Raw genomic sequence first — 13,135 nt, 5'->3', positions numbered from 1 at the left:
GTGGGCTGCACCGCAAAGCGCCGGTCCCGGCGCCCCCGTGCCCGTGCACAGGAGCACCGGAGACCGGCGCTGTGGGCTCGCTACTTCTTGGCAGCGGCAGCCTTGCCGAAGCGGGCCTCGAAGCGGGCCACACGGCCACCGGTGTCGAGGATCTTCTGCTTGCCCGTGTAGAACGGGTGGCACTCGGAGCAGACCTCGGCCCGGATGGTGCCGGACTCGATGGTGCTACGGGTGGTGAACGACGCGCCACAGGTGCAGCTGACCTGCGTCTCGACGTACGCGGGGTGGATGTCGCGCTTCAAGGTGTCTCCTAGGTTTCGGGAGGGCGCCGGGTCGCAACCGCGGGATGCGGAGGCGTGAACCGGGGCCGACGTACCAGTCTGCCAGGACTGGCCGCATCCCCCAAAACCGGGGGCGCAAGCGATCTATTCCCCGTGCACGCGGAGGGCGCCGGGCGCGGACCCGGTCAGGCCGACCTGACGACGTCCTTGGCCTGGCCGCTGGCCGATCCCTTGGTCAGGCTCGCCGGAATCGGCCGGTCGTGCTTGAGGGCGTCCCACACCAGATGGGCCTTGTCCTTCTGCAGCAGGACGCGGTTGGGGTTCGCCGGGTCGTACTGGACCGGCACCGTCACCATGTTCATGTGGGACGAGCTGATGTTCTTCAGCCCGCTCGCGAAGGACGCCAGGTTCTTGACGGAGCCGAGGTCGGAGTCGGTGGTGACGGTCTTGGTCGCGGTGTCGGCGAGGTTCACCAGCTTGGTGGGGCTGGTCAGCACGCCGAGCTGCTTGACCTGGGCGACCAGGGCCTTGACGAAGGCCTGCTGGAGCTGGATGCGGCCGAGGTCGGAGCCGTCGCCGACGCCGTGCCGGGTGCGGACGAGGCCGAGCGCCTGCCGGCCGTCGAGGGTGTGCTCCCCGGCCTTCAGGTCGAGGTGGCTGTCCCGGTCGGCGATGTCCTTGGTGGTGGTCACCTGTACGCCGCCGAGGTCGTCGACCAGTTTCTGGAACCCGGAGAAGTCCACCTCGATGTAGTGGTCCATGCGGACACCGCTGATCGACTCGACGGTCTTCACGGCGCAGGCGGCGCCGCCGGTGGAGTACGCGGAGTTGAACATCACCCCGGGGGCGGCCGGGTGCGCGGTGCCCTTGCTGTCGGTGCACTCGGGGCGGTCGATGAGGGTGTCGCGCGGTATCGAGACGACCGCGGCCTTCTTGTGGCCCTTGTAGAGGTGCACGACCATCGCCGTGTCGGAGCGGGCGCTGCCGTCGTCGGTGCCGCCGCCCAGCTTCTTGTTGCCGCCGGAGCGGGTGTCCGAGCCGAGGACCAGGATGTTCTCGGAGCCGTTGTCGGCTTTCGCGGGCCGGTGGCCGCCGAGGGCCGCGTCGATGTCGACGGTCCTGAGGTTGCCGTTGAGCTTGAAGTACAGGATGCCGGCGCCGGTGCCGCCCAGGAGGAGAATGCCCCCGGCGGTCCAGGCCGCGACCAGCAGGGCCGTGCGTCCCTTTCCGCGCGGCTTGCGGCGGCGACCCCTGGCCCCGCGGCGTGGGCCCGTCGCGGCGGTGTCCTCGTCGGCTATGGCGTCGGGTGTGCTCTCGGCGGGCATGTGCTCCCTCAGTCCTCGTCCGGTCGGGTACCCCCTGCGGTCAGGTCCAGGCCTGGCGGAGCGACCCTTTCCCGTCGCTCGGCTCACCCGAGTGGGGGACCCCCGTCGCTCCATCGTCGCTCCGTTCGGTCAGACGGAGAAACCGGGGCCAGGGTTGCACAATCCGGTCCGGTCAGTACGTACGAGGATGAACACACAGGGTCACCGCAAATCCGGGGAGAACGCTGCTCACCTGGGCATTTCCGCATCGGCGCGCCGCCGGGGCAGGCCGCGACCGCGTCCGGGGGCTGTGGCGAAGGTCTCGACACCGGGCCGCCGCGAGCAGGCGGGCGGGGCCGCCGGGGCAACGCAAAGGGCCGCTCCCCTCGTAGGACGGGGGGAGCGGCCCTTCGACCAGGTCAGTCGCCGTTCGGCGTCGGCGTCGTCTTCTGGATCTGCATCAGGAACTCGACGTTCGACTTCGTCTGCTTCATCTTGTCCAGGAGCAGCTCGATCGCCTGCTGCTGGTCGAGCGCGTGCAGCACCCGGCGCAGCTTCCAGACGACGCTGAGCTCCTCGGCGCCGAGCAGGATCTCTTCCTTACGGGTACCGGACGCGTCCACGTCCACCGCCGGGAAGATGCGCTTGTCGGCGAGCTTCCGGTCGAGCTTGAGCTCCATGTTGCCGGTGCCCTTGAACTCCTCGAAGATCACCTCGTCCATGCGCGAGCCGGTGTCGACCAGCGCGGTGGCGAGGATCGTCAGGGAGCCGCCGTCCTCGATGTTGCGCGCGGCGCCGAAGAAGCGCTTCGGCGGGTAGAGCGCGGTCGAGTCGACACCACCGGACAGGATGCGGCCGGAGGCGGGCGCGGCGAGGTTGTACGCACGGCCAAGACGCGTGATCGAGTCGAGCAGCACGACGACGTCGTGGCCCAGCTCCACCAGGCGCTTGGCGCGCTCGATGGCCAGCTCCGCGACCGTGGTGTGGTCCTCGGCCGGGCGGTCGAAGGTCGAGGAGATGACCTCGCCCTTGACCGACCGCTGCATGTCGGTGACCTCTTCCGGACGCTCGTCGACGAGGACGACCATCAGGTGGCACTCGGGGTTGTTGTGCGTGATCGCGTTGGCGATCGCCTGCATGATCATGGTCTTGCCGGTCTTCGGCGGGGCCACGATCAGACCACGCTGGCCCTTACCGATGGGCGAGACGAGATCGATGATGCGGGTGGTGAGGACGCCGGGGTCCGTCTCCAGGCGAAGGCGGTCCTGCGGGTAGAGCGGGGTGAGCTTGTTGAACTCCGGGCGGCCGCGGCCGTGTTCGGGCGCCATGCCGTTGACGGAGTCCAGACGGACCAGCGCGTTGAACTTCTCGCGCCGCTCGCCGTCCTTGGGCTGACGGACCGCACCGGTGACGTGGTCACCCTTGCGCAGGCCGTTCTTGCGGACCTGGGCGAGGGAGACGTACACGTCGTTCGGACCCGGCAAGTAGCCCGAGGTGCGGATGAAGGCGTAGTTGTCGAGGATGTCCAGGATGCCCGCGACGGGGATCAGGACGTCGTCCTCGGTGACCTGCGGCTCCGCGATGTCGTCACGGCCACGACGGCCACGACGGTCGCGGTAGCGCCCGCGACGGCCACGGCGGCCGCCGTCGAAGTCGTCCCCGTCCTCGTCGGGCCGCTGCTGCTGACCGCGGTCCTGACGGCCGCCGCCCTGCTGCTGGCTCTGCTGCTGACGCTGCTGGCCGCCCTGGCCCTGCTGCTCGTCGCCCTTGCCGCGGCGGTCGCGGTCCCGGCCGCGCTCACGGCGGTCGCGGCGGCGGCCCTCGGCGCCGTCACCCTGCTGCTCGGACGAGGCGGACTCGGCGGCCTTGGGCTCGCCCTGCGCCTGCTGGGCCGAAGCGGCCGGGGTCTCGGCCTTCGGCTCGCTCTTCGCCTCGGCGGCGACCGTCTCGGGGCTGCCGGCCTCGGCGGTGGCACGGCGCCGACGGCGCTCGGCCGGAGCACCGTCACCGGCTCCCTGGCCGGGAATCTCGATCTGCTGCTGAGCCACGGGCTGCTCGGACTTGTCGGCCTTGGGCTCGGCCGCCTCGTCGCCGGTACGGGTCCTGGAGGTGCTCCGGCGCTTCGGCTTGGTCTCGGCAGCGGCCTCGGCCTTGGCCGGGGCACCGCCGCCGGCCTGCGCCTCCTTGATGACCTCGATCAGCTGGCTCTTGCGCATCCGCGCGGTGCCCCTGATGCCGAGGCCGGATGCGACCTGCTGCAGTTCGGCCAGCACCATGCCCTCGAGGCCGGTACCGCGGCGCCGCCGGGAGCCGGCACCGGTGGCAGGCGCGGAAGCGTCCGTGGCGGGCGCGGCAGCGGTCTCCTCGACACGTGCGCCCATCAGATCGGTGGTGTCGCTCACGAAGGGTCCTTCCCTGGAGCGGACGTCGGCCTGTCTGGCTCGGCGACCGGTTGTGCTGTCCGGCTTCGGTCCGGTGTCTGTGGACCGTGCCGGGGCGGTGGTCCGCCAAAGCGGCGGAGGAAATTTCTGGTGATTGGCGTTTCCCTGCACGCCATGACACCCGGTTTTGTGTCACGCGGCTCGGTCACGCCGATTCCGGAGCGTGCTCTGCAAACAGCTCAGTGTTCGCGTACGACATACCGCTCACGTACGTGATACGGAACACAGTGCGGTTTGGGAAGCTCCCGGAAGAGAGGTTGTCCCGGACGGGGACACGAAGCACCTCGCCATGGCTGGGTCGGGTGCAGGATTGAGATTAACACTACCGGATCCAACAAACATTCCCCCTCTCGAAATCCGGCGACCGTGTGTCAGGGCGCAAGCGGCAGCACACTCGCTCCCTGGCTGTCGAGCTCCAGCGGGTTGGCGGCCCAGCCCCCGCCCGCCAGGTCGGCCACCTTGTCGGCGCTCGCGTCGTCGGCCAGCGCCAGAACCGTGGGCCCCGCACCGGAGATGACCGCGGGGATCCCGTCGGCCCGCAGCCGTTCCACGAGCGCGGCGCTCTCGGGCATCGCCGGGGCGCGGTACTCCTGGTGGAGCCGGTCCTCGGTGGCGGGCAGCAGCAGCTCGGGGCGTCTCGTCAACGCCTCGACGAGCAGAGCGGCGCGACCCGCGTTGGCCGCAGCGTCGACGTGCGGCACGGAGCGCGGGAGCAGTCCGCGCGCGGTCTCCGTCAGTACCGGCTTTCCGGGCACGAAAACCACCGGAACGATGGAATCTGCGGGGTCCAGGCGGATCGCCCGGGCGCCGCCGCGCTCCATCCAGGACAGGGTGAACCCGCCGAGGAGACAGGCCGCGACATTGTCCGGGTGCCCCTCGATCTCGGTGGCGAGTTCCAACAGCGCGGTGTCGTCGAGCCGGCTGTCGCCGCCTATGGTCACGGCGCGGGCGGCGACGATGCCGGCGCAGATGGCGGCGGAGGAGGAGCCGAGGCCACGGCCGTGCGGAATGCGGTTGGCACAGACGATTTCCAGGCCGCGGGGCTGTCCGCCGAGGATGTCGAAGGCGGCGCGCAGGGCCCGTACGAGCAGATGCCTCTCGTCGCGCGGGAGCGTCTCGCTGCCCTCGCCGGCGATGTCGATGTGCAGCCCGGAGTCGGCCACCCGGACGACGACGTCGTCGTAGAGCCCCAGCGCGAGGCCGAGGGCGTCGAAGCCCGGGCCGAGGTTGGCGCTGGTGGCGGGGACGCGCACCCGGACGGCGGCGGCGCGGAAGGCTGGACCGGCCATCGCTCGATGACTCTCCTTGAGCTGCGTGATGGTCGAATGAATTCGATGCGTACGGAAGACCCGGAGGCCGCAGGGACTGCGCGGCACCGCGGCATATGCGGCGGGCGGGTTCGGTACAGCCTATCGAAGGAAGGTTCTGTGGCGACATAGGGCGCACAGGAGGCGCACGATGCGTGTCGCAAGCCCCCTGTGCCCCCTCTGCCGGTTGCTCTCACGGAGGTTGCCCCCGTGGGCGCCCCGGTTACGCGAGTCCGAGCCGCTCGGCCGCCGTCGCCGCGTCGACCGGCACCGTGACCGGCTGCGGGGCGCCGGCGACGGCCCAGTCGGGGTCCTTGAGCCCGTTGCCGGTGACCGTGCACACGATCCGCTGGCCGGGGTCCACCTTGCCCTGCTCGGCGGCCTTCAGCAGACCGGCCACGGACGCGGCGGACGCGGGCTCCACGAACACGCCCTCCTGCGCGGCCAACAGCCGGTAGGCGCGCAGGATCTCACGGTCCGTCACCTCGTCGATGGCACCGCCCGACTCGTCCCGCGCCGCCAGGGCGTTGCTCCAGGACGCGGGGTTGCCGATACGGATGGCGGTGGCGATGGTCGAGGGGTCCTTCACGACCTCGCCGCGCACGATCGGGGCCGAACCGGAGGCCTGGAAGCCCCACATGCGCGGGGTACGGCCGGCGACGCCGTCGGCGGCGTACTCCTTGTAGCCCTTCCAGTAGGCGGTGATGTTGCCGGCGTTGCCGACCGGCAGGACATGGATGTCCGGGGCGTCGCCGAGCATGTCCACGATCTCGAAGGCCGCCGTCTTCTGACCCTCGATACGCACCGGATTGACCGAATTGACCAGCGCCACCGGGTAGTTGTCGGACAGCTCCCGCGCCAGCGTGAGGCAGTCGTCGAAGTTGCCGTCGACCTGGAGGATCTTCGCCCCGTGCACCAGGGCCTGCCCCATCTTGCCCAGCGCGATCTTGCCCTGCGGCACCAGAACGGCCGACACCATCCCGGCGCGTACGGCGTAGGCGGCGGCCGAGGCGGAGGTGTTGCCGGTGGAGGCGCAGATGACGGCCTTGGCCCCCTCCTCCTTGGCCTTGCTGATGGCCATGGTCATACCGCGGTCCTTGAACGACCCCGTGGGGTTGGCACCCTCCACCTTGAGGTGGACCTCGCAGCCCGTGCGCTCGGAGAGCACCTGCGCGGGCACGAGTGGCGTGCCGCCCTCACGGAGCGTGACGATCGGCGTGCTGTCCGACACAGGCAGCCGGTCCCGGTACTCCTCGATGATTCCGCGCCACTGGTGGGTCATTGCTGGTTACTCTCCTTCAACCCGCATGATGCTGGCGACACCCCGCACGGTGTCGAGCTTGCGCAGCGCCTCGACGGTCCCGCTGAGCGAGGCGTCGGACGCACGATGGGTGACGACGACGAGGGAGGCCTCCCCGTCCTTGCCTTGCTGGCGAACCGTATCGATCGAGACGTCGTGCTCGGCGAAGACAGTGGCGACCTGAGCGAGCACACCCGGTTTGTCGGCGACGTCGAGGCTGATGTGGTAACGCGTGACGACATCGCCCATGGGCGACACGGGCAGGGCGGCGTAGGCGGACTCGCCGGGCCCGGCTGCTCCGTTGAGCCGGTTGCGGCACACGGCCACCAGATCGCCGAGCACGGCGGAGGCGGTCGGCGCGCCGCCCGCGCCGGGGCCGTAGAACATGAGCTGCCCCGCGGCGTCCGATTCGACGAAGACGGCGTTGTACGCACCGCGCACGGAGGCGAGCGGGTGGGTCAGCGGAATCATGGCGGGGTGCACGCGCGCGGTGACCGAGCCCCCGTCCGCGGCCCGCTCGCAGATGGCGAGCAGCTTGATGGTGCAGCCCATCTCCTTCGCCGAGGCGAAGTCGGCGGCGGTGACCTCGGTCATGCCCTCGCGGTAGACGTCGTCGAGGCGCACGCGCGTGTGGAAGGCGATCCCGGCGAGGATGGCGGCCTTGGCGGCCGCGTCGAAGCCCTCCACGTCGGCGGTGGGGTCGGCCTCCGCGTAGCCCAGGGCGGTGGCCTCGTCGAGGGCCTCCTGATACCCGGCCCCCGTGGAGTCCATCTTGTCGAGGATGAAGTTGGTCGTCCCGTTGACGATCCCCAGCACCCGGTTGACCTTGTCACCGGCGAGGGACTCGCGCAGCGGCCGGATCAGCGGGATGGCGCCGGCGACGGCGGCCTCGTAGTACAGGTCGCGGCCGTGCTCCTCCGCCGCCGCGTGCAGGGCCGCCCCGTCCTGGGCGAGCAGCGCCTTGTTCGCCGACACGACCGACGCGCCGTGCTCGAAGGCGGTGGTGATGAGAGTGCGGGCGGGCTCGATGCCCCCGATGACCTCGACGACGACATCGAGGTCGCCGCGTTTGACGAGGGCGGTGGCGTCGGTGGTGACGAGCTCGGCGGGAATGCCCTCCCGCACCTTGGAAGGCCTGCGGACCGCGACCCCCGCCAGCTCGACGGGGGCCCCGATCCGGGCCGCGAGGTCGTCGGCGTGCGTCGTCATGATGCGCGCCACCTCTGAGCCGACAACCCCACAGCCCAGCAGCGCCACCTTCAGCGGACGCGTACGCATCATCCGACCTCGTTTCCTTATGCGGTCTACGGTGAATCCAGTCTCACTCACCGGACGGGGCTTTCCGCCCTTGGTCCGGATCGTGAGACATCTATTTCATTTTGTCAGCGGCGGAGGACAGGAGATCTTCCGCCGATCCTCGGGGCCCGGCCCAGACCCTCCGGGACCGGTCGTCACCCGACATCGAGACGGAGCAGATCCTCTTCCGTCTCCCGGCGGACGACGACCCGGGCCTCCCCGTCGTTCACGGCGACGACGGGCGGGCGGAGGGCGTGGTTGTAGTTGCTGGCCATGGAGCGGCAGTACGCGCCCGTGGCCGGTACGGCGATGAGGTCGCCCGGCGCGAGATCGGCGGGCAGGAACGCGTCCTTCACCACGATGTCCCCGCTCTCGCAGTGCTTGCCGACCACCCGGACCAGCATGGGCTCGGCGTCGGAGGTGCGGGAGACCAGAGCGACGCTGTACTCGGCGTCGTAGAGCGCGGTGCGGATGTTGTCCGACATGCCGCCGTCGACGGAGACGTATGTACGCAGCCCGTCCAGCGGCTTGATCGTGCCGACCTCGTAGAGCGTGAAGGCGCTCGGCCCGACGATGGCGCGCCCGGGCTCGACGGAGATGCGCGGGGTACGCAGCCGGGCGGCGTCGCACTCGCGGGAGACGATCTCGGAGAGCGCCTTGGCGATCTCGTGCGGCTCCCGGGGGTCGTCCTCGCTCGTGTACGCGATACCGAGCCCGCCTCCGAGATCGATCTCAGGCAGCTCGATGCCGTGCTCGTCCCGGATGTCCTTCAAAAGCCCCACGACCCGGTGCGCGGCGACCTCGAAGCCCGACATGTCGAAGATCTGCGAACCGATGTGGCTGTGGATGCCGATGACCTCGAGCCCGTCGAGCTGGAGCGCGCGGCGCACGGCCTCGGCGGCCTGCCCGCCCGCCAGCGGGATCCCGAACTTCTGGTCCTCGTGGGCGGTGGCGATGAACTCGTGCGTGTGCGCCTCCACGCCGACGGTGACCCGGATCTGCACCCGCTGCCGCCGGCCCAGGGACGAGGCGATGTGGGCGACCCGCACGATCTCCTGGAAGGAGTCGAGCACGATCCGCCCGACACCGCTCTCGACGGCCCTGGTGATCTCCTCGGTGGACTTGTTGTTCCCGTGGAAGGCGATCCGGTCGGCGGGCATGCCTCCGGCGAGCGCGGTGGCCAGCTCGCCCCCCGAGCACACGTCCAGGTTCAGCCCCTCCTCGTGCAACCAACGCACGACGGCGCGGGACAGAAACGCCTTCCCCGCGTAGAACACGTCCGCGTCCGGCCCGAAGGCGGTGCGCCAGGCGCGCGCCCGGGCCCGGAAGTCGGCCTCGTCCAGGAAGTAGGCGGGGGTGCCGAACTGCTCGGCAAGGGTCTTCACATCGATCCCGCCCACCGTGGCGACGCCCTGGCCGTCACGGGTGACGGTCTGCGCCCACACCTTGGGATCGAGGACGTTGAGGTCGGCGGGCGGCGCGGAGTAGTGGCCCTCGGGCAGGACGTCGGCGTGGCGGGGCCCGGCGGGATGTGCGGAACGGCTCATGTCGGTGTGGGCTCTCTCGGGATCTCAGAGGTAGTCGGGTGCGCTGATGCCGAGCAGGGACAGGCCGCCGGCCAGCACCGTCCCGGCGGCTTCGGCAAGGGCGAGCCGGGCGCGATGGGCGGCCGAGGGTTTCTCGTCGCCGAGCGGGAGCACGGTGTGCTGGAAGGCGAGCAGCCCGTCGGCGACGGCCACGAGGTGCCGGGCGAGCCGGTCGGGCGCACGGTGGGCCGCCGCCTGGGTGAGGGCGTGCGGGTACGCACCGAGGGCATGCGTCAGGGGTGCCGCGTCGGCCACGTCACCGGGAACCGCGTCCAACCCGAGCCGGCCGGCGTTACGGCCGAGGGCACGGGCGCGCGCATGGGCGTAGCGAACACGGAAGAGAGGGTTGCTCTCTCGCTGCAACAGATGATCGGCGGTGATCCGCGGCCGGTCGTGCGCGGCGGGGTGCAACAGCGCCCACCGGGCGGCATCGGGCCCGAGCGGCGCGGGATCCTCCGGCGCGGGAACCGGCCGAAGGTCGACGGCTTCCCCGGACCGCACGTGATGAACCTCGGCGCGCCCACCCTGGGTGGCGATGATCCGCACGAGCGTGTCGGCGACGACCTCGGCACGGATGTCGTAGGGGATACGGAGGGCGATGACCTGGCCGACGAGGGTGGGGGTGTGGCCGTAGGGGGGCGGGGTTTCGGCGGGGGTGGGTGTGGCGGGGGTGGTTTGTGCGCCGCGGATGGGTTGCGTGCCGGAGGCGATGCCGGTGTCGACGTCGATACGCGAGTCGACGTTGATACGTGTGTCGGCCCCGATACCCGAGTCGGCATTGCTGATGCCCGAGTCGACGTCGAAACCCGGGTCGGCCTTGCTGATACCCATGCCCATGCCACCGGACCGCTGAAGGATCTCCCGGACGAGAGCCGCGGTGGCGGTGGCCCGTTCGAGGTGGATATTGAGAAAGCCCGGTCCGGTGATCTCGACATCGGCGACCCCGGTGGTCTCCTGCAGCAAGGGTCGAAGGATCTCGGCGACATCGAGGGGCGCACGCCCGGCGGGACGGGCCAACTGAAGCGCGATATTGGTGGCGTAGTCACCACGGCCCCCGGGCCCCGGCGGAGCGACCACGGCACGCGTCGGCACGGCCACCGTCAGCTCCCCGCCCTCCACAGCACGACGCACCGCGCACAGCACGGTACGGGAGAGCTCAACGGGGGTCACGGGACAAGGGTAGGCGAGGAGGGGGGTGGGTACGCGAACGGGTTTGGGCGGAGGTCCGGGATGTGGACACAGCCACGCTCCGGGACTGCCGGACCCGGTGAAGGAGCGCTCGACGCTTACGGGCGCCCGCTCAGCTGCCGGCGGCCCCCAACTGCCCCAGAGATCCCACTGGCCCCATCTCCCCCGCCTGACGATCACCACGGTCGGCGTCACTGCTGCCGTTGCTGTTGCTGTTCCTGACGTCGCCGTCGAGGTCAGGGGAATAGCCGTGGACGCCACCACTCCCCCGCCCACGACGCCCCATCAGCTCCTTGACGAGCCGCACGAGTTCGGACGGCTCGAAGGGCTTGGCGAGGAACGCGTCGACACCGACATCGAGGCCGCTCTCGACCTCGTGCTGGGTGCAGGCACTGATGATGGCGACGGGCAGAGAGCGGGTACGGGGATCGGCACGAAGCCGGGCGACGGTCCGCAACCCGTCGAGCCGCGGCATGACGACATCCAGGGTGACGAGATCGGGCCGCACCTGATGCACGACGTCCAGACACTCGACACCGTCGGCCGCGGTCACGACCTCGAGACCCTCCAGCTCGAGGTTGACCCTGATCAGCTGCCGGATGACCTTGTTGTCGTCCACAACAAGAACCCGGCCGGACGCGCCTGGCACAACTCGAGAGTAGGTCCGCCCAACCGGCCACGTCCGGGTTTTCCCCACTTCCGCCCCGTCCGGGGGACCCCGCCCGTCGGGACCACCAGGGAAACCGTTCATGACGACCCTGAAGGAGCTGGTAGGGTTCTACCCGTCGCCGCGAACACCGCGAGACACGCCCCCGTAGCTCAGGGGATAGAGCAACGGCCTCCGGAGCCGTGTGCGCAGGTTCGAATCCTGCCGGGGGCACCCAGCATGAGGTGCCCAAAGACCCCGTCACCAGCGGAAACGCTGCGGCCGGGGTCTTCGCGTTTGTGCAGCCGTATGCGGGTCGGAGCGGCCGTATGTCGGGGCCTGTGGACGAGGCGTGGACGGGATCCTGGAGTATCACCGCAGGTCGCTGCCTCCTTCCGGCGCTCGGCTTAGCTCGCCTCGATGACGGGGCAACTGGCGCGGCTCCAGCCGTGGAGTCCGCGGCACCCGACTGCTTAGATCGCTGGCATGACGGACTGGTCCCAGCTCCACCACGCCTACGGCACGGCAGAAGACATTCCCAGCCTGCTCAGCGCAGTGAGCCCGGCCCCGAAGGATTCAGGCTGGACCGCGCTTTGGTCCCGGCTGTGCCATCAGGGCACCGTCTACTCAGCAAGCTACGCAGCCTTGCCGGCCCTACGAGACATGGCACGCCAGTGGTCACCCGCGGACAGACAGATGCCACTCGTGCTGGCCGGCGCCATCGCGGCCAGCACTGATCAGCCATACGGCGATCAAGATCCCCACGTGGCCTACGCCTCGGAGATGTCCGACCTGACGCAACTGACCGAGGAGGCTCTTCGCGATCCGACCCTCGGCGACGACCCCGGCACTTACGTCTACTTGCTTGCCGCGCTCCTCAGCTTCGAGGGGGTTGACGTCTGGGGCGAACAGCTCGACGGACTGAACGACGATGAATACGAAGTGCCCTGTCCAGCGTGCAGTACAGAGAACTTCATAGCCTTCGGCGAGTACGGCTTCTTCTCGACCACGGACAGCATGTACATGAACGAGACCGCGGCAAGAAAGGTCCCCCTGCAGCCGACGAACCCCTCAACCTTGGAGGGGCTGGCCCAAAGACTTCACAGTCGCGCGCTCGCAGACGCCCAGACCGATGTCGCGCAAAAGTTGACTTACGTTTTCGGCAAAGCACAGTGCGCCGAGTGCGATGCGATTTTCAGCGTCGCGGAAGCCATCACCACCCGCTGGGACGCGTGAATCACGGCCGCCGATCAGCGCCACAACACGCGACTGAGGCAAACTGGCGCCTCGCCGAGGCGCACCGAATCAGGTCTTGTTCCAATCCTGCCGATGGCGAGCCACGCCGTACACCTGGTCGACCTGCTCGGCCGTCAGTACCCCTGAGAGCGGAGCCAGTGCCGCTACTTGGCGTTCCTGGTACACCCGCACACTGAGCTGCGTGGCGACCACCTTCAGATCAGTGACGCCGACGAAGACGAGCACCGGCTCCACCGGAACGGGAAAGGCGCAATAGCGCTCAAGCACTCGGGCTACTCGCTGGGCCTCCGCCCGGCTCTTGCGTGCGTAGGGTGCCGGTATCCCGTGATCGACTTTCACGGAATCATCCCCGACCCACACGGCCCTCTTGTGGTGGTGCTTCGTATTGATGCTGAACACCCCACCAGGCCCGATCAGTAAGTGATCGATATCCACTTTGTTCGCCAATGGGATGGAGTGCAGGACGCGCCAGCCGTGGCGCCCTAAGCGGTTCAGCTCGGCCCCCACTCGCCGCTCCCCCGCCAATCCC

General features: G+C 69.7%; 11 protein-coding genes and 1 tRNA gene. 2 read left to right on the top strand and 10 right to left on the bottom strand.

The features are described from left to right. Positions 1 to 80: 80 nt before the first annotated feature. From rpmE to AB0L95_RS10835, 9 genes are all read right to left on the bottom strand, one after another. Positions 81 to 302: a 50S ribosomal protein L31 gene (gene rpmE / locus AB0L95_RS10875; protein WP_103838593.1), complete on the bottom strand. Its 222-nt coding sequence runs from the start codon at positions 300 to 302 to the stop codon at positions 81 to 83. Between the two features lie 164 nt (positions 303 to 466). Beyond that, positions 467 to 1,606 (bottom strand): LCP family protein, encoded by a 1,140-nt coding sequence (locus tag AB0L95_RS10870; protein ID WP_365160181.1) that lies wholly within the window; start codon positions 1,604 to 1,606, stop codon positions 467 to 469. A 398-nt stretch (positions 1,607 to 2,004) separates the two neighbouring features. Next, complete coding sequence (gene rho, locus AB0L95_RS10865; protein ID WP_365160178.1) at positions 2,005 to 3,987, bottom strand: transcription termination factor Rho; 1,983 nt, start codon at positions 3,985 to 3,987, stop codon at positions 2,005 to 2,007. A gap of 410 nt (positions 3,988 to 4,397) precedes the next feature. Continuing rightward, positions 4,398 to 5,315, bottom strand: coding sequence for a homoserine kinase (gene thrB, locus AB0L95_RS10860; protein WP_365160176.1), 918 nt, complete (start codon positions 5,313 to 5,315; stop codon positions 4,398 to 4,400). Between the two features lie 241 nt (positions 5,316 to 5,556). Further along, positions 5,557 to 6,615 carry a threonine synthase gene (gene thrC, locus AB0L95_RS10855; protein WP_365160173.1) on the bottom strand — a complete coding sequence of 353 codons (1,059 nt, stop codon included), beginning with the start codon at positions 6,613 to 6,615 and terminating at the stop codon, positions 5,557 to 5,559. Positions 6,616 to 6,621: 6 nt separating this feature from the next. Beyond that, a complete protein-coding gene (locus AB0L95_RS10850; RefSeq protein ID WP_365160170.1) occupies positions 6,622 to 7,914 on the bottom strand; it encodes a homoserine dehydrogenase in 1,293 nt (430 codons plus the stop codon). Between the two features lie 170 nt (positions 7,915 to 8,084). Continuing rightward, positions 8,085 to 9,476, bottom strand: a complete 1,392-nt coding sequence (lysA, locus tag AB0L95_RS10845) for a diaminopimelate decarboxylase (protein WP_365160167.1) — start codon at positions 9,474 to 9,476, stop codon at positions 8,085 to 8,087. A 24-nt stretch (positions 9,477 to 9,500) separates the two neighbouring features. Then, a complete protein-coding gene (nrtL, locus tag AB0L95_RS10840) occupies positions 9,501 to 10,685 on the bottom strand; it encodes an ArgS-related anticodon-binding protein NrtL (protein WP_365160164.1) in 1,185 nt (394 codons plus the stop codon). Between the two features lie 130 nt (positions 10,686 to 10,815). Beyond that, positions 10,816 to 11,454: a response regulator gene (locus AB0L95_RS10835; RefSeq protein WP_365160161.1), complete on the bottom strand. Its 639-nt coding sequence runs from the start codon at positions 11,452 to 11,454 to the stop codon at positions 10,816 to 10,818. 57 nt (positions 11,455 to 11,511) lie between these two features. Between AB0L95_RS10835 and AB0L95_RS10830 the strand changes: the two genes are divergently transcribed. Together AB0L95_RS10830 and AB0L95_RS10825 are read left to right on the top strand one after the other, a co-directional pair. Further along, positions 11,512 to 11,583 (top strand) — tRNA-Arg (locus tag AB0L95_RS10830). 252 nt (positions 11,584 to 11,835) lie between these two features. Next, positions 11,836 to 12,585 (top strand): hypothetical protein, encoded by a 750-nt coding sequence (locus tag AB0L95_RS10825; RefSeq protein ID WP_365160158.1) that lies wholly within the window; start codon positions 11,836 to 11,838, stop codon positions 12,583 to 12,585. A 69-nt stretch (positions 12,586 to 12,654) separates the two neighbouring features. Here AB0L95_RS10825 and AB0L95_RS10820 read toward each other — a convergent pair whose 3' ends face one another. After that, positions 12,655 to 13,113 carry a nuclease-related domain-containing protein gene (locus tag AB0L95_RS10820; RefSeq protein ID WP_365160155.1) on the bottom strand — a complete coding sequence of 153 codons (459 nt, stop codon included), beginning with the start codon at positions 13,111 to 13,113 and terminating at the stop codon, positions 12,655 to 12,657. Positions 13,114 to 13,135: the final 22 nt, after the last annotated feature.

Source organism: Streptomyces sp. NPDC052036 (assembly GCF_040680495.1).
In the GTDB taxonomy this organism is placed as follows: Bacteria; Actinomycetota; Actinomycetes; order Streptomycetales; family Streptomycetaceae; genus Streptomyces.
The sequence above is the reverse complement of the archived record's forward strand: the minus strand, read 5'-3'. Positions and strand labels throughout refer to the sequence as shown.